Annotated in this window: 20 protein-coding genes; 12 read left to right on the top strand and 8 right to left on the bottom strand. The window is 66.5% G+C overall.

The genetic code is table 11. The features are described from left to right. Nucleotides 1–18 precede the first annotated feature (18 nt). Genes KZC52_RS07260 through KZC52_RS07250 form a run of 3 tightly spaced genes read left to right on the top strand, consistent with a single transcriptional unit; the run spans nucleotide 19 to nucleotide 2,773 of the window. Nucleotides 19–567 (top strand): hypothetical protein, encoded by a 549-nt coding sequence (locus KZC52_RS07260; RefSeq protein ID WP_247623378.1) that lies wholly within the window; start codon nucleotides 19–21, stop codon nucleotides 565–567. After that, nucleotides 560–2,203: a hypothetical protein gene (locus KZC52_RS07255; RefSeq protein WP_247623377.1), complete on the top strand. Its 1,644-nt coding sequence runs from the start codon at nucleotides 560–562 to the stop codon at nucleotides 2,201–2,203. Before KZC52_RS07260 ends, KZC52_RS07255 begins: the two co-directional genes overlap by 8 nt. A 48-nt stretch (nucleotides 2,204–2,251) precedes the next feature. After that, nucleotides 2,252–2,773, top strand: a complete 522-nt coding sequence (locus KZC52_RS07250; protein WP_247623376.1) for a DUF2247 family protein — start codon at nucleotides 2,252–2,254, stop codon at nucleotides 2,771–2,773. Between the two features lie 4 nt (nucleotides 2,774–2,777). Here the strand turns inward: KZC52_RS07250 and KZC52_RS07245 are convergent, their stop codons facing one another. Beyond that, nucleotides 2,778–3,713 carry a LysR family transcriptional regulator gene (locus KZC52_RS07245; protein WP_247623375.1) on the bottom strand — a complete coding sequence of 312 codons (936 nt, stop codon included), beginning with the start codon at nucleotides 3,711–3,713 and terminating at the stop codon, nucleotides 2,778–2,780. Nucleotides 3,714–3,790: 77 nt separating this feature from the next. On the opposite strand from KZC52_RS07245, the gene KZC52_RS07240 reads away from it, so the two are divergent. Beyond that, on the top strand, nucleotides 3,791–5,521 hold the full coding sequence (locus tag KZC52_RS07240) for an L-aspartate oxidase (protein ID WP_247623374.1): 1,731 nt from the start codon (nucleotides 3,791–3,793) through the stop codon (nucleotides 5,519–5,521). Nucleotides 5,522–5,669: 148 nt separating this feature from the next. Here the strand turns inward: KZC52_RS07240 and KZC52_RS07235 are convergent, their stop codons facing one another. Together KZC52_RS07235 and KZC52_RS07230 are read right to left on the bottom strand one after the other, a co-directional pair. Next, entirely contained in the window at nucleotides 5,670–5,945 is a 276-nt protein-coding gene (locus tag KZC52_RS07235) for a hypothetical protein (protein WP_247623373.1), read from the bottom strand. A gap of 74 nt (nucleotides 5,946–6,019) precedes the next feature. Then, nucleotides 6,020–6,646 carry a hypothetical protein gene (locus KZC52_RS07230; protein WP_247623372.1) on the bottom strand — a complete coding sequence of 209 codons (627 nt, stop codon included), beginning with the start codon at nucleotides 6,644–6,646 and terminating at the stop codon, nucleotides 6,020–6,022. 71 nt (nucleotides 6,647–6,717) lie between these two features. Between KZC52_RS07230 and KZC52_RS07225 the strand changes: the two genes are divergently transcribed. The 3 genes from KZC52_RS07225 to KZC52_RS07215 are packed head-to-tail and all read left to right on the top strand — an operon-like array spanning nucleotide 6,718 to nucleotide 9,800. Then, the gene (locus tag KZC52_RS07225) at nucleotides 6,718–8,214 is read left to right on the top strand and encodes an L-serine ammonia-lyase, iron-sulfur-dependent, subunit alpha (RefSeq protein ID WP_247623371.1); all 1,497 of its coding nucleotides are present in this window, start codon (nucleotides 6,718–6,720) and stop codon (nucleotides 8,212–8,214) included. A gap of 39 nt (nucleotides 8,215–8,253) precedes the next feature. Then, the gene (locus KZC52_RS07220; RefSeq protein ID WP_247623370.1) at nucleotides 8,254–9,069 is read left to right on the top strand and encodes an ABC transporter ATP-binding protein; all 816 of its coding nucleotides are present in this window, start codon (nucleotides 8,254–8,256) and stop codon (nucleotides 9,067–9,069) included. An 11-nt stretch (nucleotides 9,070–9,080) separates the two neighbouring features. Next, nucleotides 9,081–9,800 (top strand): ABC transporter permease, encoded by a 720-nt coding sequence (locus KZC52_RS07215; protein ID WP_372491563.1) that lies wholly within the window; start codon nucleotides 9,081–9,083, stop codon nucleotides 9,798–9,800. A 15-nt stretch (nucleotides 9,801–9,815) separates the two neighbouring features. On the opposite strand, the gene hrpB is transcribed toward KZC52_RS07215, so the two are convergent. From hrpB to KZC52_RS07200, 3 genes are all read right to left on the bottom strand, one after another. After that, nucleotides 9,816–12,368: an ATP-dependent helicase HrpB gene (gene hrpB, locus KZC52_RS07210; protein WP_247623368.1), complete on the bottom strand. Its 2,553-nt coding sequence runs from the start codon at nucleotides 12,366–12,368 to the stop codon at nucleotides 9,816–9,818. A 205-nt stretch (nucleotides 12,369–12,573) separates the two neighbouring features. After that, on the bottom strand, nucleotides 12,574–14,181 hold the full coding sequence (locus KZC52_RS07205; RefSeq protein WP_247623367.1) for an SPFH domain-containing protein: 1,608 nt from the start codon (nucleotides 14,179–14,181) through the stop codon (nucleotides 12,574–12,576). 112 nt (nucleotides 14,182–14,293) lie between these two features. Continuing rightward, nucleotides 14,294–14,722 (bottom strand): MarR family winged helix-turn-helix transcriptional regulator, encoded by a 429-nt coding sequence (locus KZC52_RS07200; RefSeq protein WP_247623366.1) that lies wholly within the window; start codon nucleotides 14,720–14,722, stop codon nucleotides 14,294–14,296. 417 nt (nucleotides 14,723–15,139) lie between these two features. Between KZC52_RS07200 and KZC52_RS07195 the strand changes: the two genes are divergently transcribed. The 4 genes from KZC52_RS07195 to KZC52_RS07180 all read left to right on the top strand — a co-directional run bounded on the left by KZC52_RS07195 (nucleotide 15,140) and on the right by KZC52_RS07180 (nucleotide 19,787). Beyond that, nucleotides 15,140–15,877 (top strand): TnsA-like heteromeric transposase endonuclease subunit, encoded by a 738-nt coding sequence (locus KZC52_RS07195; RefSeq protein ID WP_247623365.1) that lies wholly within the window; start codon nucleotides 15,140–15,142, stop codon nucleotides 15,875–15,877. 80 nt (nucleotides 15,878–15,957) lie between these two features. Beyond that, nucleotides 15,958–17,871 (top strand): TnsB C-terminal domain-containing protein, encoded by a 1,914-nt coding sequence (locus tag KZC52_RS07190; protein ID WP_247623364.1) that lies wholly within the window; start codon nucleotides 15,958–15,960, stop codon nucleotides 17,869–17,871. 9 nt (nucleotides 17,872–17,880) lie between these two features. Further along, a complete protein-coding gene (locus KZC52_RS07185) occupies nucleotides 17,881–18,873 on the top strand; it encodes an AAA family ATPase (RefSeq protein ID WP_247623363.1) in 993 nt (330 codons plus the stop codon). A gap of 503 nt (nucleotides 18,874–19,376) precedes the next feature. Beyond that, nucleotides 19,377–19,787 carry a hypothetical protein gene (locus tag KZC52_RS07180; RefSeq protein ID WP_247623362.1) on the top strand — a complete coding sequence of 137 codons (411 nt, stop codon included), beginning with the start codon at nucleotides 19,377–19,379 and terminating at the stop codon, nucleotides 19,785–19,787. A 364-nt stretch (nucleotides 19,788–20,151) separates the two neighbouring features. Here the strand turns inward: KZC52_RS07180 and KZC52_RS07175 are convergent, their stop codons facing one another. Both KZC52_RS07175 and KZC52_RS07170 read right to left on the bottom strand, forming a co-directional pair. Then, nucleotides 20,152–21,144, bottom strand: a complete 993-nt coding sequence (locus KZC52_RS07175) for a LacI family DNA-binding transcriptional regulator (protein ID WP_247623361.1) — start codon at nucleotides 21,142–21,144, stop codon at nucleotides 20,152–20,154. A 148-nt stretch (nucleotides 21,145–21,292) separates the two neighbouring features. After that, nucleotides 21,293–21,880, bottom strand: coding sequence for a TetR/AcrR family transcriptional regulator (locus KZC52_RS07170; RefSeq protein ID WP_247623360.1), 588 nt, complete (start codon nucleotides 21,878–21,880; stop codon nucleotides 21,293–21,295). Nucleotides 21,881–22,016: 136 nt separating this feature from the next. Between KZC52_RS07170 and KZC52_RS07165 the strand changes: the two genes are divergently transcribed. Continuing rightward, entirely contained in the window at nucleotides 22,017–23,327 is a 1,311-nt protein-coding gene (locus KZC52_RS07165; RefSeq protein WP_247623359.1) for an MFS transporter, read from the top strand. The last annotated feature ends 213 nt before the right edge of the window (nucleotides 23,328–23,540 follow it).

Genomic DNA, 23,540 nt, shown 5'->3' with positions numbered 1-23,540 from the left:
ATAGGTGGCGCGTCGGTAATGTCGCTGCGCACGCGTGCGGTCTGGCAGACGATCATCGCGGCGTTCGCATATCTCGGGCTCGCGGCGCTCGCGCTGGCGATCTCCGTCGGGTCGTGGACACCGTCCTTCACCGCCGCCTGGGAGCTTCTCGCACAAGAGCGCCGCGACGCCCTCGCGCGCAACATTGCTGCTCTTCCCGTGGCGTTCACCGTCGCAGTGGTGGTCTGCGTGCTGGTGCGGCTGATGATTCGCAAGACGGGCGTTCCGTGGCACCTCTCCGTCAGCGGGGCGATCGCCGCATCGTGCGGGCCAGTCACATTCTGGCTCGGGTTCGTCGTCGACGAGGTGCAGGTCGAGGGCTGGGCCCGCGCCGTGCCGATGTGGATGGTGCTGGGGAGCGCGCTGTTCGTGGGCGTTGGCCTGATCTGGATGTTCGTCCGGCGTGTGATCGCGGTCGAGGCGGTGCCGTCGGTGTCTTCTGGAGTGGAAGAAGGAGCATTGGCTGCGATGGTGAAGTCATGTGGGGTCGCTGATGCGGTGGGGAACAGGAGGTCCCTCAATGACTGAAACCCCCGAACTCCGATTCTTCGACGCGATCGTCCGCGCGGTGCACGCGAGGGGCGAGGATTGGAGCCTCCGCGTCATCGATGCCGCGGTGGCCGCCCTCGTCGACGACCTCGACAGCCCGAGCCTCCGGATTCTCGCCGGGCAGCCGGCCAACGACGAGGTCGCCACCGAGCGGCTTCTCCTCGCTGCGTGCGAAGAGCTCGGCATCCCCCACCCGCCCAGACGAGAACGATGGGTGCCGCGCGTGATCGACGGGCGTCGCTGGGAGCGCATCGCAAGTGACAGCATCCGCTTCGCGATCGAGCCGTCGGAGGCGAGCAGCACGGGCGTGGAGCTGTGCATCTACATCAATGACGTCTCAGTCGCCGCCAGCCTCTCCTCCGGCCTCCACCCCGTCGACATCGACCACTTCACGGTCGAGGTCGACGAGCGGCGTGCGCTGATCTCATCGTGCCCGGGATGTGGGGATTCCGAGTGCGACTGGGTCGATATCGACATCTCGCCCGACGGCAAGGCCGTTCACTGGGATTGGGTGAGCGGCGTGCCGAACGGCGTTGACGCGGGTGTCTCCTTCCCCGTTGGCGCATACGAAAACGAGGTCGAGCGCGTCCGGGCCGATCGCTCGTGGGAGACTCCGATGGATGCCGCACGGCGCCTGGTGTTCGGTCGGGTGGATCACGAGCTCCTCAGCGAGCGCGGGGTGAAGCTCGACTGGGTCGGTCCCGACCACGACGATCCTGCGCGGATCAGAGTGTGGCTCTCATCTCTCCTCGACCGGGACCCGGAGCATCCGTTCCAGGTCTTCCTGCGATTCCCCGGGGACGGGTCACCTGCCGAAGCCAGCGCCGCCGAGATCGTTAGAACACTGGCGCGATGCCCTGAAGAGTGGCGCGCGACCTACCTCATGAACAACTCGCGAGACGAACACCTGGCGCCGTCGATCGCAGGTCCGCTCTGGCGGCGCCGGTCGAACCCGGGTGAGCCGCCCGCTGTGGAGGCGCGCGAACTCGGGCCGATCGCCAGCGAACCCCGCTGGTCGGAATGGCTCGCCACCTACGTCTTCGACCCGCGCACGCGCGACAAGACCCTCCGCGAGATCGAGAACATCGACACTCGTGCGGATAACGCCAAGATCGTCACGCGCGGGATCGCCGCGGGGTTGATCGTGTTGCTCGGCGCGGGCGTACTCGTCGGCACGACCGTTCTGGCGGACGGCATGCACGATCCGCCCTTGTGGATGCGACTTCTGCTCCTCACGTTCGGCCTCCTCACGGTCCTCGGGCTCGGCCTCTCGATTTGGCGCATCGGCGGCGGGAGCGTTGCGCGCACGGAGGTCGCGCGGACGCGCGCGATCGAGGCGCTGGAGAACGACAGCCGACGGATGCTCACGCGCACAGTTCTCCGCGACTTCTACGTCTCCGGTCGCGTGAGCGACAGCGATGTGTGGGACGCAGCGCAGCAGCTGCACGCGCTCGACGCCGCGTGGGCCGGCTACGCCGAGTTACGCGAGCGCCGCAACCTCACTCTGGGTCAGGAACTGGAGATACTGGAGGCCGAGGCGTCTGCCCGCATCGTGCTGGATGCTGTCGGCGAGCTGCTGAACCCCGGGTCCGCGCCGGCGGAGGAACAGTGGTGAGTGGGCGGTTCGTGCCGATCCCGAAGGACGTGAACGGGTGGTGAGTCGATGAGGCTTGAACTCGACATTCGGTTTCTCAGTCGCTCCGGAGTTGATCTCACGGTTGACGACCTGCGACTCGGGCTATCGCTTGGCATCGTGAAGCCGACGACTGTCGTCGCTCTGGCGAAGCGCGCTGATCTCGAATCGCCTGTCGACCCGGTCATCCAGGAGCTCTCGGAGCTCGATGGCAGCGCGATCGCGGATATTCGGGAGATCCTCGGTGTGGGAGAACAGGCGACGCTCGAGCCGGAGCTGTCTGTCCGAAAGTGGCTCTATCTCGAGCTGCTCGCGACGTACGAACTCAGGGAGAATCTGAAGGATCCTTTCGAGTTCGTCGAACTGATCTACGCCGACTTCGGCTACCCGGAGTCGGTGGCACCGTTCGTGAGATACATGCCGCTGGAGGAAGGCACCCCCTCTGGCTTGGCGGCCATGACGGAGAGCTGGCGACAGTACTTGATGAGTGAAGCGGAGGCTCTCGTGTGCTCGCGTGAAGATCGGCCGGGCGACCCGGTTGAGGAGCGCTAGACCCCTACCCCTCCACCAGGCTCGTGATCGCCGGGTCCCGCCGCGCCACCTCCACCGCGGTCGCGACGATCACTTTCCGCATGGCCGACACCGCGATCGCCGGCCGTACGTCCGAGCGGTGCGCGAGGCTGACCGTGCGGGTCATCATGGGGTGCGACAGGCGCATCGACCGCAAGCCGGGCTGGTCGAGCAGCACCATCGCGGGCACGACGGCGACGCCGAGACCGCGTTCGACGAAGCGCAGCACGGCGTCCATCTCGGCGCCGGCGAGCACGGGCGCGGGTTCGAGGCCCTCGCTGCGGAACGCGGCATCCGTCGTCGCGCGCAGTTCGTACGTCTCGTCGAAGACGATGAGCGGCAGGGTGGCGAGCTCGTCGAGGCCGATGGCGGATGCCGTCGACACCGGCGGCTGAGACGCCGACGACACGACGACGAGCTCTTCGGCCAGCAGCGGCATCCGCGTCAGGCTCACGCCCGCGGGCGGCGGGCCGGCCGATTCGGTGATGAGCGCCATGTCGACCGCGCCGACGGCGACCTGCTCAACCAGCGCGCGCGATCCGGCCTCGGCGAGCTGCAGCTCGACACCGGGGTGCGCGACGTGAAAGGCCGCAAGCGCCTCGGCGACGAGGCTCATGCACAGGGTGGGCGGGGCGCCCAGGCGCACGCGTCCGCGACGGATGCCGGCGAGCTCGCCCATCTCCTCCTTGATCGCCTCGGCCTCGGCGAGCATGCGCTGGGCGCGGGGGAGCAGCGTCTCGCCGGCGGAGGTGAGGGCGATGTGGCCGCGCGCGCGATGGAAGAGTTCGGCACCGAGTTCGCGTTCGAGCGTCGAGATCTGCCGACTGAGCGACGGCTGCGCGAGGTGCAGCGATTCGGACGCCCGCGTGAAGTGCCCGAGGCGGGCGACCTCGACGAATCCGCGCAACTGCTCGAGGTTCATGTCCATAGGCTACCAACATGGTTCGAAGAGGAACTATGCATTGGAGTTATTAGGGTGACCTAACTAGCGTCGAGAGCATGAGTACTCGCGAACGTCAGATCTCCACCACGATCCTCGTCATCGGCACCGGCGGATCCGGGCTGCGCGCGGCGATCGAGGTCGCCGAACACGGCATCGACGTCCTCGCCGTCGGCAAACGCCCCCGACAGGATGCCCACACCTCCCTCGCCGCCGGCGGCATCAACGCCGCCCTCGGCACCATGGACGCCGACGACAGCTGGCAGCAGCACGCCGCCGACACCATCAAGGAGAGCTATCTGCTCGCCAACCCCCACACCGTCGAGATCGTCACGCAGGGCGCCGAACGCGGCATCCGCGACCTCGAACGCTGGGGCATGGACTTCGCCCGCGAAGACGACGGACGCATCTCGCAGCGCTTCTTCGGCGCGCACACCTTCCGCCGCACCGCCTTCTCGGGCGACTACACCGGCCTCGAGATCCAGCGCACCCTCGTGCGCAAGGCCGAGCAGCTCGAGGTCCCGATCCTCGACAACGTCTACATCACCCGCCTGCTCGTGCGCGACAACGTCGTCTTCGGCGCCTACGGCTTCGACCAGGCCGACGGTACGCGCTACCTGATCCACGCGGATGCCGTCATCCTCGCCGCCGGTGGACACAACCGCATCTGGCGCCGCACCTCCTCGCGCCGCGACGAGAACACCGGCGACTCCTTCCGCCTCGCGGTCGACGCCGGAGCCCGCCTCCGCGATCCCGAGCTCGTGCAGTTCCACCCGTCCGGCATCATCGAGCCCGAGAACGCCGCCGGCACCCTCATCTCCGAGGCGGCACGCGGCGAAGGCGGCATCCTGCGCAACGCCCTCGGCGAGCGCTTCATGCCCAAGTACGACCCCGAGCGCATGGAGCTGTCGACCCGCGACCGCGTCGCGCTCGCCGCGTACACCGAGATCAAGGAGGGGCGCGGCACCGAGAACGGCGGCGTCTGGCTCGACGTCTCGCACCTGCCGCGCGAGACGATCATGACCCGCCTGCCCCGCGTCTACCAGACGATGATGGAGCTGCAGATGCTCGACATCACCACCGACCCGATCGAGATCGCGCCGACCGCGCACTACTCGATGGGCGGCGTGTGGGTGCGGCCCGAAGACCACCAGACCGACGTCGACGGCCTCTACGCCATCGGCGAGGCCTCGAGCGGGCTCCACGGCGCCAACCGCCTCGGCGGCAACTCGCTCATCGAACTGCTCGTCTACGGACGCATCGTCGGCCAGGCCGCGATGGAGCACGCGGCATCGCTCGACGCCCAGAAGCGGTCAGCGGATGCCGTCGCCGGCGCACGAGCCGAGATCGACGACCTCCTCGCCGCCGACGGACGCGAGAACGTGCGCGCCCTGCAGCGCGCGATCCGCAACACCATGACCGAGCACGCCGGCGTCGTGCGCTCGGAGGAGGGTCTGCGTCAGGGCCTCGCCGAACTCGATCTCATCGAGGGGCGTATGGAAGACATCGGCATCCACCCCGACATCGCCGGGTTCCAGGACCTCGCGCACGCCTTCGACCTCAAGGCATCGGCGCTCGCGGCGCGGGCGACGATGGAGGCGGCGCTCGAGCGTCGTGAGACCCGCGGATGCCACAACCGCAGCGACTTCCCCGACACCGACCCGACGCTGCAGGTGAACCTCGTCTGGTCGCCGCGCGACGGCGTGACGCGCGAGGTGATCCCCGAGATCCCCGAGGAGATCGCCGAACTCATGCGCGAGGTCGACACGGCGGGCAAGCTCGTCGAGTAGGGGTTTCTTGTGGCGGGGCGCTTCGACAGGCTCAGCGACCCAGTTCTGGTCCGCGACCCAGTCGCTGCCCGCGACCCGGTTTCGGTCCGCGACCGAGCCGCGCTAGTGGGTCCCTGAGCCTGTCGAAGGGCCCCACACCCGCGGAAACTCAGTCCTCGGTGTCGACGACCCCGATCCCGACCGCCTCATGGTCGGGTTCGGGCTCGTCGCGCTTCGGGGCCTTGGGCTCTTCACCCGGGTCCTTCTCGGTGCTCGGCTCCTGGAGGTCTTCGGTGCTCGGCACCTCGCTCGGATCGGCGTCTTCGGGTGACTCGGCCGCAACCGGCGTGGTTACTTCGCCCTCGGCATCCGATGCCGGAGTCGGCGTGGGCGTCTGCGCCTCGGCGGAGAGGTCGTCGGTGGGTTCGGGGGTGCTGTTCGTCATGATCGCTCCCTTCGCGATGTCTGACGTTCAGGATGCCGTCGCAGCTGCCCCGCTTGAAGGGGCTTGACGCGCGCTCAGAAGTGCATCTGCTGGAGCGTGCCGTACTTGATGACGATCTCCTCGACCTCGGGTTGTGCATCCGCCGGCTGCAGGCGCACGGTCTTGCCGCTGCCGTCGAGCAGCACCAGGTCGGGTCCGTTCGAGAATCGCAGCGCCGGCCACGGCGAGGTCCAGACGATCGAACTGTTCGCATCGAGGGCCGTCACGCCCGCGGCATCCATCGTCACCGCCGTGGTTCCATGGTCGCCGCGCACGGGGAAGCGCGCGGGGAACTCGCTGTTCTCCCACTCGCGGAAGTACACCGACAGGCCGATCTTCGCCTGGGGGAACCCGGCGCGCAGGCTGCGGCCGATCCGCGAGATGTGCACGGTGCGGTCGTCGGGCTCGTCGTCGGAGGGGATCTGCAGCGAGCCGCCGATCTCGTAGGTGAGGCGGAAGAGCTCCTCCTGGCGCTTGTCGTCGAGGGCGAGGTCGCTGCTCTCGAGGAACGGCTGCGTGCCGATGCGGCCGGAGCGCACGCTGAACGTGCGGCTGGTGGCGTTCTTCTTGCGGCGCGAGCTCAGCACGCCGAAGACGACGATGCCGATCACGACGAGAACGCCGACGGCGAGGAAGATCAGGATTCCGGTGTCATCACTCACACGCCCACAGTAGTGAGTCAGCGGGTTAACGAAGGTGAACCGACATCGACGATCCGGCGTAGCCTGAAGGGGTGACAGCGTACGTCTCGGCCTTCGACCTCTTCTCCATCGGAGTGGGGCCCTCGAGCTCCCACACGGTCGGACCGATGCGGGCGGCTCTCGACTTCGCGCAGCGGCTCGCCGCCGCAGGCTCGCTCGATCGCGTCTCGCGCGTGGGGTGCACACTCTTCGGCTCGCTGGGCGCGACCGGCATCGGCCATGGAACCCCGGATGCCGTCGTCGCCGGCCTCCGTGGACTCTCGCCCGAGACCTGCGACCCCGCCGCGGTGCGATCGGCGTGGAGCGACTATCCCGCGGGCGCACCCCTCGTCATCGCCGGCGCCCATGAGGTCGCTTTCGCGAAGGAAGATATCGTCTTCGCCCCGCGCACGCGCTTGCCCGGGCACCCGAACGCCATGACGCTCACGGCGTGGGCGAGCGACGGCGAGGCGGTGGTGGAGGAGACCTACTACTCCGTCGGCGGTGGGTTCATCCGTCGCGAGGGCGAGGAGGCCGCGCTCGCGACCTCCGGGTTCCCCTATTCCTACGCGGATGCCGCGTCGCTGCTCGCGCTCTGCGACGAGCACGGGCTTTCGATCGCTGAGGTCGCGCGCCTCAACGAGACCTCCCTGCGCAGCGAAGCAGAGGTGGCCGCGGGGCTCGACGCGATCTGGGACGCAATGGCCGGATGCGTCGACGCCGGCCTGCACTCCGACGGTGTGCTGCCCGGCATCCTCAAGGTGAAGCGACGTGCCGGGGTGATCCGCGGGCAGCTCGACGCCTCGGAGGCCGACGGCCACCGCGAACTCCCGGGCGAGTGGCTCGGTGCCTTCGCGCTCGCCGTCAACGAGGAGAACGCCGCGGGCGGACGTGTCGTCACCGCCCCGACGAACGGTGCCGCCGGCATCCTGCCCGCCGTCGCCATGTACTGGTGGCGGTTCCTCGCCGACTCCGGCCTCGGGGCGGGCAACGCCGTCACTCCGTACGGCGAGCTGGTCGGCAGCGCGCTGCTGGGATTCGAATCGGATGCTCGGGCGCTCGCCCCCTCCGACGCGTTGGACGAGGAGCAGACCGCCGAGGCGAACCGCCGCCGCGGCATCCGTCGTTTCCTGCTGACCGCCACGGCTCTCGGGTCGCTCTTCAAGGCCAACGCCTCGATCTCGGGGGCCGAGGGCGGCTGCCAGGCCGAGGTCGGATCGGCCTGCGCGATGGCCGCCGGCGGACTCACCGCCGTGATGGGCGGCACCAACCGCCAGATCGAGAACGCCGCCGAGATCGCGATGGAGCACCACCTCGGACTCACGTGCGACCCGATCGGGGGCCTCGTGCAGATCCCCTGCATCGAGCGCAACGCGATCGCCGCCTCGACCGCCGTCACCGCCGCCCGACTGGCGCTGCGCGGCGACGGCAGCCACTACGTCTCGCTCGACGCGGTCGTCGAGACCATGCGCCAGACCGGACTCGACATGTCGACCAAGTACAAGGAGACGAGCGAGGGCGGCCTCGCGGTCAACGTCATCGAGTGCTGAGGGGTGGCTCGGGCATTCCTGCCGGAGCATAATCGCACCATGAGCGGTTCGGTGGGCGGCGAGGGAGCCGCGGTCGAGATCACGGGGCTCCGGGTGCGGAGGGGGCCCGTACACGTCTTCGATGGCATCAATCTGCGCATTCCTCGCGGACAGATCACCGGGCTGCTCGGACCCTCGGGCTGCGGCAAGACCACCCTGATGCGGGCGATCGTCGGCGTGCAGCGCATCGACGCGGGTCGGGTCACGGTTCTGGGGGAACTGGGCGGATCGCCGCAGCTGCGCCATCGCGTCGCCTACGGCACCCAGGGCGCCGCGGTCTACGCCGACCTCACGGTGCGGCAGAACCTCGCGTACTTCGCCTCCCTGCTGAAGGCGCCGAAGGGCGACGTCGATCGCGTGCTCACCGAGGTCGGGCTGCGCGCGCAGGCCGGCCAGCTCGTCGAGTCGCTCAGCGGCGGGCAGCTGAATCGCGTGTCGCTCGCGATCGCCCTCATCGGATCGCCCGAGGTCGTCGTGCTCGACGAGCCGACCGTCGGCCTCGACCCCGTGCTGCGCGCCGAACTGTGGACGCTGTTCCGGGGCCTCGCCGATCGCGGCGTGACCCTCGTCGTCTCGAGCCACGTGATGGACGAAGCCGCCCGCTGCGACCGCCTCCTGCTCCTGCGCGACGGCCGGATCATCGCCGACACCACCCCGCAGGGACTCCTCGACGAGACCGGCGCCCCCGACGCCGAGGCCGCGTTCCTCACGCTGATCGAACGCGATCAGGCCGCGGCATCCGTCTCTCCTGCCGGTCCTGGTGCCGGCGAGACGCGCCGATCGCGCCGCGCCCGCGGGACGGAGGCCCCGCGTTGAACGGCGCACGGATGCTCGCAACCGCCGGGCGCGTGCTCGCGCAGCTGCGTCACGACCCCCGCTCGATCGCCCTCATGCTCATCGCCCCGAGCCTGCTCGTCGGGCTCTTCGCCTGGCTGTTCAGCGACCAGGACGGGGTGTTCGATCAGTTCGGCGGCGCGATCCTGGCACTGTTCCCGTTCATCGTGATGTTCCTGGTCACCTCGATCACCACGCTGCGCGAGCGCCGATCGGGCACGCTCGAGCGACTCATGACGACGCCGCTCGGCAAGGCCGACTTCATCCTCGGGTACGCACTCGCCTTCGGAGTCATGGCCCTGCTGCAGGCGGTGATCACCGTGTCGTTCGCGGTGGGAGTGTGCGGGCTCGACGTCGAGGGGCCGCTCTGGCAGCTCGGGCTCGTCGCGATCGTCGACGCCCTGCTCGGCACCGCGCTCGGACTGCTCGCGAGCGCGTTCGCGCAGACCGAGTTCCAGGCCGTGCAGTTCATGCCGCTGCTCGTCTTCCCGCAGATCATCCTCGGCGGCCTGTTCATGCCCCGTGACCAGATGCCCGACGTGCTGTTCGCGATCTCGGACTGGCTGCCGCTGAGCCACGCGATCGACACGATCAACGCCGTCGCTGCGGGAGACGAAGGGTGGGACGTGTTCGGGCCGCTGCTCATCGTGGTGGCGTTCGCGATCGGCGCGCTCGTGCTCGCCTCGCTGACGCTGCGCCGACGCACGCGTTGACCGCGGCGAACGGCCTCAGCGCGCGGCGCGGTTCTTCGTGTGTCGAGTCGGGGCGGCCGCCCAGGGATCCTCGGGCCACGGATGCTTCGGGTAGCGGCCGCGCATCTCGGCGCGCACCTGCGCATACGGACCCGACCAGAACGAGGTGAGGTCGTCGGTGACGGCGAGCGGGCGCCCGGCGGGGGAGAGCAGGTGGAAGAGCACCGGCACGCGACCGTCGACCAACCGGGGAGTCTCTGCCCAGCCGAAGCACTCCTGCAGCTTCACGGCGACGACCGGTCGGGCATCCGGATCGTCGGGGGTCGGATACACGATGCGGACGCGCGAACCGCTCGGCACCTCGAGCCGCTCGGGTACGAGCTCGTCGAGACGCCCGGCTTCGGGCCACGGGAGCAGGCGCCGCAGTGCCGAGGTCAGGTCGAGCCGGGCCGCGGGGGTACCGCTGGCCAGAGCGTCGAGCTCGGGTGCGAGCCAGGAATCGAGGGCCGAGAGGAGTCCGGCATCCGAGACGTCCGGCCACGGCGCCCCCAGCTCCCGGTGCAGCAACGCCAGGCGGCTCCGCAGCTCGACGGCGGATGCCGACCAGGCGAACATGCTCAGCCCCTCGCGCTGCAGCGTGCGGCGCACGGCATCCCGCCCCTCGTCGGCAGACGCGCGCACCGGAGCCGAAGAGCGCAGGATGGCGCCCACCCGGCGCTCGCGACGCGCCTGGATGCGACCGCCGACGAACTCCGCCTCGACGCGGTCGGTGAGCAGGTGGCTCGCCGCCTGCTCCATCTGCTCCTCGGTGAGCATCGCAGCCGATCGCACGATCGCCCCCGAACCGGCCGCCGCGCGCCCGGACGCCCGCGTGACGTCGGCGATGGCCAGCCACTCGAGGGCCGCGAGCGAACCGCTCACTCCCGCGCGGGTGCCGGAGGCCAGCAGGAACGTCGCCCCGCTCGCCGTGCGGTCGACGCGGCGGGCGATCCGCTCGGGGAACGCCAGGGCGATCACCAGGCCGACACCGTCGAGATCGGAGCGCACACCCGCTGCCGAGGTTGTCAGGCGCTCGAGGCGATCCGCGTCGCTGCGCCACCGGCGAGAGTCCGGAGTTCGTCCGCCCCGCAGGGCGATGAGCGCCTGCGCGACGTCGGAGTCCGCCGTGCGCACGTCGCCGCCCAGCAGCGCGACGACCTCGGCGGCGAGGCGAGAGCCCACGACCGGGCTGCCGTCACGCAGAGCGCGGGCGAGCCGCGGATCGGTCGGGATGCGTGCCAGGGCTCGGCCCTCGGGCGTCGCGCGACCGTCGTCGTCGATCGCGCCCAGGCCGTGCAGCACCGTGAGGGCGTCGGCCAGGCTCTCGGAGGGGAGCGGGTCGATCAGTCGCAGACCCTTGCCTCCCGGTGCGCCCCAGCTGGCGAGCAGCAGGGCGGCATCCGCGAGATCGGTCGAGGCGATCTCGGGAGTCGGACGCGCTGGTGCCGTGGCATAGGTGCGTTCATCGACGCAGCGGACGACCGTCCCCGCTCCCTGGCGGGTCGCGCGGCCGGCGCGTTGCACGCTCGACGAACGGGAGGCCACGGTGGTGACGAGCCCCGTCATCCCGCGCCCGGCGTCGCGCTGCGGAGTGCGGGCGAGGCAGGTGTCGACCACCAGTCGCACGCCCGGCACGGTCAGCGAGGACTCCGCGAGTGATGTCGTGACGATGATGCGGGGTTCTTCGGCAGGGCGGCGGCCGCGGATCACGGCATCCTGTTCGGCCGCCGGCATCCGACCGTGCAGCTCCCGCACGTCGAACACGTCGGTCGTGTCGCGGATGCGGCGAGCGATCTCCGACACCTCGCGCGCGCCCGGTGCGAAGACCAGCGCGTCGGCAGCGGGATCGTCGCGGTGCAGATCGAGAGCAGCGGATGCCGCGGTGCGCGCGACGTGATCGAGGAACGCCCAGGTCACCCCGCGATCGTCGAGGCGCGGAGCGGGGCTCGGCGCCCACCGTTCGGTGAGGGGGAAGGCGGGCACCCGATGGTCGACGATCGGCGCGGGTTCGTCGTCGGTGCCGATCACGGCGGCGATGCGCTCGGCATCCAGCGTTGCCGACATGGCGATGAGTGCGAGGTCGTCGCGCAGCTCGCGCACCTCCGAGAGCAGGCCGATCAGCAGGTCGGTCTCGAGCGCGCGCTCGTGGACCTCGTCGATGATCACCGCATCCACACCCGCGAGGTCCGGATCGTCGAGCAGGCGGCGCAGCAGCACCCCGGCCGTGACGAACTCGACCTGTGTCTCCCGGGAGACGGCGCGCTCGCCGCGCACGGTGAACCCGACGCGCGTGCCGAGCGGCGATCCGTCGAGCTGAGCGAGCCGGCGCGCCGCGGCCCGGGCGGCCACGCGGCGCGGCTGGGTGACGATCACGCGGCCCGGCGATCGCGTTGCGAGCAGCGGCGGCACGAGCGTGGTCTTGCCCGTGCCGGGAGGGGCGCTCACGACCACCGACGCACTCGTGTCGAGCGCCGCCTGGAGCTCGTCGATCGCGGAGGCGAACGAGAGCCCCGCGCCGATCGCGGCGAGGTCGAAGGCGGCGGAGGTCATGGGTCCAGTCTGCCTCGGTCGAGAAGGGCGAGTAGACGTGGCGCGGCCCGCGGCAGGTGTACTTAACTCAGGAAAACCGCCCGGGATCGGCCTGGATCGGGGTGGAAACAGGCTGCGCGGCCCAGTTCTTCCTGAGTTGGGTACGGCGGAAACGACGGATGCCGCGACCGAATCGGCCGCGGCATCCGCTGTGTCCTGCTGGTGACTACTCCGCGTCGTCGGCGGGCGGCGGGGGAGTCGTCGGGTTCGGCACGCGCTGCGTCGGTGCGGCGGCGGCGGGGGCGGCGGCGGATGCTTCGGCCACTCCTGCTCCGAATCCGCGGCCCACGGCCTGGCCCTGGATGATGCCGGCGAGGTCGAGGCCGGTCGCCGACTGCACGCTGTCGAACACCGAGCGCAGTGCCTTCGCGCTGTCGGCGCCGACGACGTGCGAGGCGCCGTCCTCGCCGGAACCGCCGATGATCGACACGTTGCCGATCGCCGAGTAGCCCTTGGCGAACTCGGCCATGATCGACGGCAGCACGTCGAGCACGCGCTGCGAGAGGAAGGCGTCCTGGTTGGAGGCGATGGCCTTGGCCTCTGCCTCGACGGCGGCGGCACGGGCTTCACCCTCGGCGCGGATCGCGTCGGCCTCGGCGATGGCGCGCAGGCGACGAGCCTCGGCCTCGGCTTCTGCCTTCGAGCGCAGTGCCTCGGCCTCACCGGTCGCGCTGGCGACCGCGGCTGCGGCCTCACCGTCGGCACGGGCCTTGTCGGCCTGCGCCTGCTGCTCGGCGATGCGGGTGCGGGCCTCGGCCTGCTTGACCTGCTCGATAGCTGCGGCCTCGGCGGCGCGCTCACGCGTGTAGAGCTCGGCCTGGGCGCGGGTCTCGGCCTCGTACCGCTGCGCGTCGGCGACGCGCTTGACGTCGGCGTCGAGCTGGGCCTGCTTGTTCTCGGCCTGCTGCTGCAGAACGGCCTGCTGAGCCTGCTCGCGGGCGAGGTTCTCGGCCTGCTCCGCCTCGGCGCGCGCCCGACCGATGCCGGCGTTCGCGTTGGCGGTGTTGGTGTCGAGGGCGGTCTGCTCGACCAGGTTGGCTTCCTGGTTGGCGATGAACTTCTGGTTGATCGCACGGTCGGCGTTCGTCTGCGAGATCTCGGCCGACTGTCGCTTCGCCTGGATCTCGGGAGCACCCAGCGACTGGATGTAGCCGACCTTGTCGGTGATGCCCTTGATCTGGAACGAGTCGAGGATCAGGCCCTGCTCGGCGAGCTCCTGCGAGACGTCGGCGGCGATCTGGTCGGAGAACTTCTTGCGCTCGCGCATGAGCTCGACGACCGAGAGGGTCGCCACGATGCCGCGCAGGGCACCTTCGAGCTGCTCGGTGGTGAACTGCTCGATGGCCTTGTCCTGCGAGGCGAAACGCTCGGCGGCGCGGCGCACGAGGATGGGGTCGGAGCCGATCTTGACGATCGCGACGCCGTCGACGTTGAGCGTGACGCTGTCGAGCGACTGCGCCTCGGCGTTGAGCGACACCTGGCGCGAGCGCAGAGAGATGATCTCGTGGCGCTGCGTGATCGGGTTGACGAGCGACTTGCCGTTCACGATGACCGTGACCGGCGACTCCGACATCTCGGGGCGGCTGGTGCCGTCGGCGCCGACGACGGCGCGTTGCACCTTCTGCTTGCGTCCCGAGATGACCAGCGCCTCGTCGGCGCGGGCGACCTTGATCCAGCTGCGTGCGAACAGCAGCAGGATGAGCAGGACGACGACGACGATGACGACGGCGATGCCGACGATGACGAGGATGCCGACGATTCCGGCGAGCTCCATGGGTGACCTCCCTGATCCCCCGAAGGGGAAGTCTGCGTTCCCGCGGCGTGCGGGACTCAACTCCCACCCTGCCAGATCACAGGAACGGATGCCGAGGGGAGAACTCCCCGTGTCAGGAGCGGCGCAGTTTGTCGGAGAGCGCGCGGAGCGTGCGCAGTTCGTCGTCGTCGAGCGCCGACATGCGTTCGGCGATGGATCGCCCGTGCACGGTGGCGACCGCGCGGAACGCGCGCGCACCGGCATCCGTCGCGGTGATGAGCGATCCGCGACCGTCGTCGGGGTCGGCGCACTTGGTGACGAGGCCGTTCGTGACCATGCGGTCGACGAGGCGCGAGACGCTCGGCTGACTGATCAGCATGTTGGCCGTGATGTCGCGCAGACGGGCGGTCATGTCGGGGGAGCGGGTCACCGTGAGCATGACGTCGTACTCGGCCTGACTGATGTCGGTGCCGTCGAAATCGGCGAGCATGTCGTGGAAGACCTCGTGCTGCGCGCGGAACAGGCTCTCCCAGGCGGCGAGGGCGAGCTTGCGATCGGTCATCCCTACAGGATACCGGCCTCGGGGGCAGCAGTAAGGGCCGATCGGAGAGGCTCCCGACCGGCCCTTGTCCCTTGCACCAAGAGTGTCCTGCAATCACATTCGGTGAGTGCCACAGCAAACATTCACCGTGTGATCACTGTATAACGGCGAGATAACGAATGCAACGGTTTGATTACGGAAAGTCGGTGGAGAATATCGGCGCCGACGCTGTCCCTTCTCGCCCCACCTGACAACTTCCCACCGATCTGTCAGCCGTCTCATCTGGCCTGACAACTTTCCCGCCTACCTGACAACTTCGGCCGGATCAGTTGCGTCTGTGGTACCGCCGGGGTAGGTTCTCGATTGAGCAGGAGGGTTCTGCTCAGGACGAACGCAAAGCCACTGTAACGGGACGAACAGACCCGAAAGGTGGTTGGCATGCGCTTCGATTCCTGGGATGTACCACAGAACTCTCTTGCCGATGAAGGTGCAGTTCGTGTTGCCTTCGTGCTTGACGGTAGACGCCGCGAAGCAGATGCAGGTGACATCGACGAGTTACCTTTCGAACTCTGTGAACCGGTGCGGGCGTTCCCGAGCTGGCGGCTTAAGCGCCACTACTCCGGCTCGCTGTGGATGTCGACGCTCAAGAGGCATGTGGTGTTCGAATCCTTCGCGGAGCGTGCCTTCTTGCTTGAGCTCGACCGCTCAGAGCGTCTTCTAGCGGTTGCAAGTCAACCGATGGTGATCCGTTGGGTAGGCGCTGAGCCGTCAGAACATACTCCGGACTTCTTCGTGCGCCTGCAGGGAGGGCGTGGCGTTCTCGTCGACGTTAGGCCGGCGGAGCTGATCGATGATCGAGCGCGCCAACAGTTCGATCGAACCGCGAGGTTTGCCGGAACACACGGATGGGCGTACGCGGTGCACCAAGGCTTTTCGAGAGTGCGGGATGCGAACCTTCGATTCCTCTCGCGATATCGCGACCCTCGCTGGGACTTCGGAGAGCCGCCGGAGTTGCCGACGGGTGCTCTCGGCTCGTTGAGAGACCTTGCCGCTCGCCTCGATGACGATGGGCGCGGTCTCGCCAGATGCTATTGGCTGCTTTGGTCGCAGCGCGTGTTGTTCGACCAAGAGATGCCGCTTACTCCGTTGACTGAGCTGTACAGAGGCGGCATCTGATGCGGCTAGCGGCAGGCGCCTGGCTCACGTGGCGCGGGGTTGACTACGAAATCGCGGCCGTTGCTCCAGATTCTGCAGTCTTGCGTGCAGCAAACGGGATTGAGATTGAGGTCTCGCGCGACGAGCTTCAGCGAAGCGCTGAACTGACGAAGATCGTCTCCACTCGACATTCTCTTCGCCGTCTTGACGAGGCAATCGAGGATGGCGAGGTGGCCGCCTGGCGACGCGCCCTCTCCGAGATTCAGGAGGCTGTATCCAGAGGGGCAACGAAGGAGGCAGCTGTCGCCGCCGCTGCTTCGCAAGTCGCCGCAGTGCTCGGGCGTGATGTAGGCGTCCGAACTGTGTACCGCAAGATTGAGGCTTACGACCAGTACGGAGTCGTCGGCCTCCTGGATCGACGGAAGACCTCGGCCGGTCGAAAGAAGGTTTCAGGTTGGCGCGATCCGCGGGTCGCTGAAGTCGTGAGCCGAGTTCTTGCGGAGCGAACTGAGGCGTCAACGACAAGCAAGTCGACGCTCTTCAAGCAGGTCGGTCGACTGCTTCGACGGTCGTACGGTGATGACTTCAAAGTGCCAAGCCGTTCGTCGTTCTACCGGATCCTGAAGGCTGAAGACGATGGGAACCATGCGTTCGGATCTGCTAAGACTAAGGAGTCGCTCTCGCTTCGACCGGCAGGGATGTTCAAGAAACGCCCAGCGTTGCGCCCTGGTGATCAAGCGCAGATCGACTCGACGACGCTCGATGTGATGGTCCGGATAGACGATAACACCGTAGGGAGACCGGAACTCACGATCCTGATCGATGTGGCGACACGATCTATTCTTGCCGCCGTATTGAGACCGGTCGGTACGAAAAGCGTGGACTTGATGGTCGTGCTGGCGAGGGCGCTCGTGCCATACGCACGTCGTCCCGAGGGCGCCCACGAGACTCGCCGACTCATCTCTACTGCATGGGCCGATGACGTATTGATCAACCAAGCTGACTACGAGCGAGCGCGTCATGAACAGCCATTCATCTTCCCTGAGAGCATCACCACGGATCGAGGGAGCACATACCTCTCGAAGCCGTTCCTCGCGGCATGCGAGCAGCTCGGAATTTCGACGAACACGGCGGCGACACACACGCCCACCGACAAGGCGCACGTCGAGCGCACGTTTAAGTCCATCAACACCATGCTGCTCGAGCACATGTACGGGTACACCGGCCGTAGCGTGGAGCATCGAGGGAAGAACCTGCCGGAGCGAGCGGATCAACTCCTCACCATCGCTCAAGCGCAGGAGCTCCTAGAGGACTGGATCGCGGTTGTATGGCAGAGAACAGTTCATGACGGGCTTCGAGATCCTTTAGCGCCGTCTATAGCACTCTCCCCTAATCAGATGTGCAAGGCGTTTCGCCACGTCACTCCGGAGTTGGAGATCCCTCTCTCTCGCGATGACTTCATCGCTCTGTTGCCGACTGTCTACCGTCGGATCAATCGCTACGGAGTGACGATCGATCATCGCGTGTACGACTCATCGCGTTTGACTGCGTACCGTCGTAAGTCTTCCGATTCGAAGCAAAACAACGGACGCTGGAGGATCCGCGTAGACCCGTACAACCTGCACGTGGTGTGGCTGGACGTCGAGGATGAGTTCATTCCGCTCCAATGGTCCAACGAGGTGCATCGGCTACCGATGCTCGGAGAGGTTTGGCGTCTGGCGCGTGAAGAGTACGGGGAGAACGGAGCCGACTCGCCGGAACCTGAGCTGGCTCGAGCGATCGAGGAGTTCGCAACCCGCGGCAACCCGGCCACATCCGGACGAAGGCGAGCGCGGGCGAGAGCGGTACTCGCCGACCCCATGCGGCTCCCAAGCGGAATTGACGAGCATGGAAGCTCTGCGTCGACGTCAGTCGACGGGGAGGGGAGTGTCGAACCATCGGCCGAGGAGCCGTGGCCGAACCGAGGCGGGTTCTCGCTGATCTTGGATCCGACCGAAGACGCAACGGACGCGTAGGGAGAGAACGTGGAGATTACGACGGCGGAGGGGTGGCGAGAGTTTGTGAACTCCGGCTACGAAAGACCTCCGAAGATTCGAGCATCCGCGTTGCGCAAGATGCCCCCCTCTGAGCGTTGGATCTATAACGAGGCTCGCGCGCGATACTCGCAGGCGGGAGCGTTTGTGAAGACTCCGCAATATGCTGCCTTCCAGGCTGCGGTGCGTGAACGAGTGCACCTCAACCCCCACCGTCAAGTCGGAAAGCTTGGGCTCATTCTGTCGGGCGAACCCGGTCAAGGGAAGACGACGACGCTGATGCAGATCGGCAAAGAACACGAACTACGCAGGAGACTCATCCGCCATCCCTCCGCCGCTGATGGCCGGGTCCCCGTGATGTACGTGATGGTACCCGCCCAGTGCTCGGCCAAAGCGCTGCTTTCCGAGTTTGCTCGATTCTTCGGACTGCCAACCCTCGTGCGATCAACCTACAACGGGCTTCTGGACATGGTGGCGAACGCGATACGACGATGCGGAACCGAACTGATTCTGATCGACGATGTGCACCATCTCGACCTGCAGTATCGCCAGAACATCGAGGCTTCCGACATGCTGAAGCAACTCTCCGAGCGATGCGGCGGCACCTTCATCTACGCCGGCATCGCCGTTGAAACCACCGGCCTGCTTTCAGGTAGCCGAGAAGGGCAGATACGCAAGCGGTTCGAGCTGTTCACGGCGTCACCCTTCACGATTACGTCGGAACAAGGCCAGTCCGACTGGGGAGATCTGTTGCTTGCTATGGAGGACTCGTTGTGTCTTCTAGACCAGGTCCAAGGCGAGATCCTCGCATCGGCGAAGGCGTTGCACTGGCTCACCGGCGGTGAGATCGGGCCGTTGAAGGATCTGCTACAACTTTCTGCATTTAGGGCAATCGACGACGGAACAGAGCGACTCGACCTTGCGGAGTTCGATCGAGAAGCGGAACGACGTAGAAGAGCTGCCGAAACTGGCACCGGCCGATGAGAGCCCTCCCCGTCAAGATCAGTCCATACACTGCCGAGGCTCCCGCCAGCTACTTCGCGCGACTATGCAAAGCGAACATGGTCTCCGAGCATGTGATGTGGCGATCGCTCCGCCTCGAGTATCCACGACTTGGCACGGCGATTAGGCCGAGCGGCGTCCCGAATCTCATCGCTGCCCTGGGAGGGCTGCCGTTGGATTCCTTTGCTCACCGATCGCGCGAGTTTGTTTCCATGTGTGGGCACGACCCGTCGCTCTGGGTTCGACGATGCGCTTTCTGCAATGGCACGTATCGCGGACTCGAGTCTCTGTGTCGGCGATGTGTAGCGGGTGAACTAGTTCTCGTTGCGCGCCCGTCTGGGCCAATCTGTCTGAAACACGCGCGTTGGCACGCCAACGGCCTTGACGTCGACGTGTCAGCGCGAACCGCGCAACTACGAGCTCAGCGGCGCCTTACCCGGTGGTTGCATCCGAACGGTATTGGATATCGTTCAGGCCTCGCCGCGATGGCGCGGGACGTCATTCACTCCTGGTGGCATCCTCGCAACACTTCAGTCGAGCAGCTGAGTCTCTCCGAGGAGATCGCGGGGCTGCCGCGGCTGATTGATGTGATGGCAGCACTGAGTTCGCCACGGATGGCGTTCGTCTTGGACGGTGATCTGACGGGTCGCTCTTTGGCGGGGATTTTGATGCGAATGGGTGATGGTGTCGCATGCGGGCTTGATGTTCCGACGCTGATCGCCGCCATTGATCCGACCGTCGGCGTGGATGCGCGCGGTGATCGACCATTGCCGGAGGAACAGGTGCAGATGGTGGTATCGCGCGCATCGACGATCCATGGAGCGCTTCGGCGCCACCGCGACAGTCGGGCCTTGTTTACGCAACAGCTCGCCGGAAACGATGGAGGGCGGCAATGAAGGAAGTCGGTCGTCAATAGCGATGTCGAAGAAGTGGATGACGCACTCTCCTTCCGAGACTCCGACAGTATCTCGCCTGGCATGCGACGATCCGACTGGAACCTGCGTGGAGACGGACTGCCCGATGGGTCGACTAGGACTGTTGAAAGGTCAATGGGTTCAAATCCCACCGTCACCGCCATGGAAGCCCCCGAGAAATCGGGGGCTTTTCCGTATCCGGGTTAGTGCGTGGTGCATTTCTGGTGCACTTCTTGGAAAGATCGTCTGCGCGTTCGACTTCGTCAGGAAGAACGCTCGCGGAGCGACGCCGCTCCGCACCCCGATACGATTCGCGAGCACGTAGGCCGGGCTAGCGCACCATCGATCAGGCGCTCTGCCCCCGAACTACTCGGAAGTGCAGATGAGGGACTGCAGCCGCGTCTGCGTCCGCACCACTCAATCGAGATCGAAGATCCTCTGCAAGAGACGTCACAAGACCTCGGAGGTCGGTATCGATCGTGGTGAGTGTGGGGGCCCACAGCTGTCCCAACGGCGTGTAGTCGACTCCTACGATGCTGATGTCCTTCGGCACAGACACCCCCAGTTCCCGCGCAGCGGCGAGCAGAGCGAGTGCGACATCGTCGTTGTAGCAGGCGACGCCAGCGGGGCGCCCCACATCAAGGATCTCACGCAACGCGGCGACGCCTCCGTCGAGCGTGAGTTCTACAGAGACTTGCCTAGGCGAGGGCAGGCCGCGTTCGGTGCAGTAGGACTCAAGCGCAGCGAAGCGCCCGGGGCCGTACGGATCGAATCTCTTGTCGGACAGCGCGGCGAACCACAACTCACGTGGCCCCGACTCGAGAAGCACATCCGCTTGGAGCGTGCCGATACCGCCGTCGCTCACTGTCGCTCGCTGTGCTCCTCGGCTGGGGACGATGATCGTACCCCGAGCCTCGAGCCATTCACGATCCTCAGTCGAGAGGACCCCGAAGTCGACCAGGGCGAGGGGGCGTAGTGAATTGATCGCACCCCGAGTAGTCTCTGCATTCTCGCTGGCAAAGCGCACGACCACATTTCCGCCGATCTGCCGCGTCCCCACCATGATCTGATCGACTGCGTCCTGAAGATTGCCCCCGAAGCTTGTGTGAGGCACCAGCAGCACGATCGTGTCGCTTCTTCCGCTTACGAGAGAGCGGCCGGCCAGGGATGGCTGGTATTCGAGCTCGCGTGCAGCGGTGAAGACTCTCTCGCGAGTGCTCTCGGGGAAGCGAGCATCATTGCCGTTCAGGATATTACTGACAGTGGACCTCGACACCCCCGCGAGGCGGGCGACGTCCGAACTCGTCGCTGGCTTGAGGGAACCATGCGTCGTCGTCATCTGTACAGTCCTCCTTGCGAACGCCGAGGTATCGAATCGATGCTACTAGGGCAGTCACACGTGTTTTCGGAGACTTGGTCGCGTGCGGACGACTGAAGACCGCGCGCGACCCCTCGGCCCCGATTGCATCGCTCCGTGGCCATTGGGCTTAGTCGCATAGTACGGTGTCGAGGAATCGATGGAGGGCATCCCGGATGTCGACACTGCGGTCGTAGAGCCACTGCGTCTGGAGCCCGTCCACGAGTCCTGTGAAGACGATCGACAGTGTGTGAGGATCCAATGGCGAGCGCATGTCGCCACGCTCGCTGAGGATCTCGAATTGTGTGCGCACGTACGTGCGAAAAACTTCGTAGCGCTTCAGGTAATAGTGGTGCGCGGGGTGATCTGTGGCGACGGCCTCGGCTGAGAGTATCGCGTACATCTCGATGATGCGTGGTTCCGTTGCGTCTAGAGCCGTGGCCTCGACGAGCCGACGTAATGCTGCGGCCCCAGTGTCGCCGGAGAGATTCTTCGCGACTCGCTGGTCGTAGTCGGCGAGAACGCCGGTGAGCAGTTCCTCCTTCGACGAGAAATGATGCACGAGGCCGCGCTGACTTATCTGTGCTCGCTCAGCGACGGCTTTCATCGTCGTAGCTCGGTAGCCAGTCTCAGCGAAAGCTAACCTCGCCGCTTCGAGAATTCCTTGGCGCACGGCCGCCGTCTTCGCGTAGGGGCCGCGTACACCGCTTGTCATCATCACTCACCTCAGATCGAAACAAATCTACCATCACAGCGCGAATTTCGTGTACGGTGAATGAAAATCGCGCAACGGGCGTAATTTCAGAGACGGGATGTGGTCAGACATGGGGCGTTCACGGCACAGGCAACGGGCGATGGAAGATTCGGTCGTTGCTGAGGCGTCCGCTCTGTCGGCAGAGCAGCCACTTTCCCAAGCAACCTCGACACTCGCGCCGGGTCTTGGGGTACGCGAAGTACTTCTACTTCTCTCGGGGACTTTAGGCGCCGCGATCGCATACCTCGTGCCGATGGTTTTCACACTTGCGCTGAAACTGGATCGCTTGGATCCAGGGAACGAGGCGGTACTGGGGTACATCATCGGCGCGGGTTCGCTGGTCACGTTGGTCACCGCTCCACTCACCGGGATTCTCAGCGACCGAACCCGGAGTAGATGGGGGCGCCGTCGTCCCTTCACTGTCGCGGGACTCGTGATCGGCTTGATCGCAGTATGGGTGATGTCTTCAGCGCCGAGTGTGGTCGTACTCGGGATGGGATGGGCGCTCGCGAACGTAGGCTGGGGAACGGCGCTTGGGTCCATCGGCAACATCCAGGCGGATCGGCTGAAACCGTCTCAACGTGGCCGAGTGGGCGCTCTCGCAGGGGTTATCACCCAGGTGGCGCCGGTGGCAGGAATTCTCCTGGTCGGGCCCTTCTCTTCCGACATCGTCATGGCGCTCTGGGTGCCAGCCATCATCGGTAGTCCACTGATAGTCGCGTTCATCCTGTTCGTCCATGAGGACGATTCCCGCTCCGCTCTGTTCACGGAGCCGCTCACGATGCGGTCGGTGATTCGCAGTTACGGCTTTCGGCCTCGCGAGTTCCCGGACTTCGCGTGGAACTGGCTCGGGCGCTTTCTCTTCTTCTCAGGGATCACCTTCACCTCCACCTATTCGACTTTCTTCCTTGCCGCGCGGATGGACACGCCGGTGAGCGAGGTCGCGCCCCTCGTCGCACTCATGTCTGGGATCACGACCGCAGTGTCGGCGGTGGGCGCTATCGCAAGTGGATGGTTCTCAGACAGATGGGGGCGCCGCCGTCCCTTCATCTGCGGTTCGGTCGTCGTGTTCGCAATTGGAGCGAGTGCGTCTGCCTTCGCACGCGACCTCCCCATGCTCATCGTCGGGGGAGTGCTTTCCTCGTTGGGTGTGGCGGTCTTCCTTGCTGTCAACCAGGCAATGGTCCTCGACGTCTTGCCGATGCGCGAGACGCAGGCCGGGCGGTTCATGGGCATCACGGCCTTCTCGCAGAAGATTCCGAGCGCGCTGGCACCCCTTGTCGCGCCGCTGCTGCTCGTATCCGGAACTGCGGGTCCAGGCGGCAACTTCACGCTCCTCTACCTCGTCGCGGGGCTTCTGGTGCTCTCCGGCGGTCTGTTGATCGGGTGGCGCGTGAGAAGCGTGCGCTGAACACTTCGGGTGTGACCGATCCTGTTGCGATTGCAGTGGTATGCCACCGAACTACTCCATCTGCAGTATCGAAACAGGTCCGCACGAACGACTCGACCGGTTCGCGTGCGCGGGACGCTTGTTCTGCAGGTGCCACCTGCGCTACTCACCACTCAAGGAGTCAACATGTCCACTCGTCGCAAGGTTCTTCTCTCTTCGGTCGCCGTCGCGGGC

It is taken from the genome of Microbacterium galbinum (assembly GCF_023091225.1).
GTDB classification, from domain to species: Bacteria; Actinomycetota; Actinomycetes; order Actinomycetales; family Microbacteriaceae; genus Microbacterium; species Microbacterium galbinum.
Note: the sequence above shows the minus strand (reverse complement) of the source record. Positions and strands in the feature narration are given on the sequence as shown.

Excerpts from the sequence above, each read along its gene's own strand:
- KZC52_RS07175 (WP_247623361.1), bottom strand. The coding sequence starts at position 21,144 with ATGACGACGACGCATGGTTCCCTCAAGCCAGCGACGAGTTCGGACGTC.
- KZC52_RS07220 (WP_247623370.1), top strand. The coding sequence starts at position 8,254 with ATGAGCGGTTCGGTGGGCGGCGAGGGAGCCGCGGTCGAGATCACGGGG.
- KZC52_RS07180 (WP_247623362.1), top strand. The coding sequence starts at position 19,377 with ATGGCGCGGGACGTCATTCACTCCTGGTGGCATCCTCGCAACACTTCA.
- KZC52_RS07170 (WP_247623360.1), bottom strand. The coding sequence starts at position 21,880 with ATGATGACAAGCGGTGTACGCGGCCCCTACGCGAAGACGGCGGCCGTG.
- KZC52_RS07215 (WP_372491563.1), top strand. The coding sequence starts at position 9,081 with ATGCTCGCAACCGCCGGGCGCGTGCTCGCGCAGCTGCGTCACGACCCC.
- KZC52_RS07240 (WP_247623374.1), top strand. The coding sequence starts at position 3,791 with ATGAGTACTCGCGAACGTCAGATCTCCACCACGATCCTCGTCATCGGC.
- KZC52_RS07235 (WP_247623373.1), bottom strand. The coding sequence starts at position 5,945 with ATGACGAACAGCACCCCCGAACCCACCGACGACCTCTCCGCCGAGGCG.
- KZC52_RS07165 (WP_247623359.1), top strand. The coding sequence starts at position 22,017 with ATGGAAGATTCGGTCGTTGCTGAGGCGTCCGCTCTGTCGGCAGAGCAG.
- hrpB (WP_247623368.1), bottom strand. The coding sequence starts at position 12,368 with ATGACCTCCGCCGCCTTCGACCTCGCCGCGATCGGCGCGGGGCTCTCG.
- KZC52_RS07200 (WP_247623366.1), bottom strand. The coding sequence starts at position 14,722 with ATGACCGATCGCAAGCTCGCCCTCGCCGCCTGGGAGAGCCTGTTCCGC.
- KZC52_RS07250 (WP_247623376.1), top strand. The coding sequence starts at position 2,252 with ATGAGGCTTGAACTCGACATTCGGTTTCTCAGTCGCTCCGGAGTTGAT.
- KZC52_RS07260 (WP_247623378.1), top strand. The coding sequence starts at position 19 with ATGTCGCTGCGCACGCGTGCGGTCTGGCAGACGATCATCGCGGCGTTC.
- KZC52_RS07205 (WP_247623367.1), bottom strand. The coding sequence starts at position 14,181 with ATGGAGCTCGCCGGAATCGTCGGCATCCTCGTCATCGTCGGCATCGCC.
- KZC52_RS07245 (WP_247623375.1), bottom strand. The coding sequence starts at position 3,713 with ATGAACCTCGAGCAGTTGCGCGGATTCGTCGAGGTCGCCCGCCTCGGG.
- KZC52_RS07195 (WP_247623365.1), top strand. The coding sequence starts at position 15,140 with ATGCGCTTCGATTCCTGGGATGTACCACAGAACTCTCTTGCCGATGAA.
- KZC52_RS07255 (WP_247623377.1), top strand. The coding sequence starts at position 560 with ATGACTGAAACCCCCGAACTCCGATTCTTCGACGCGATCGTCCGCGCG.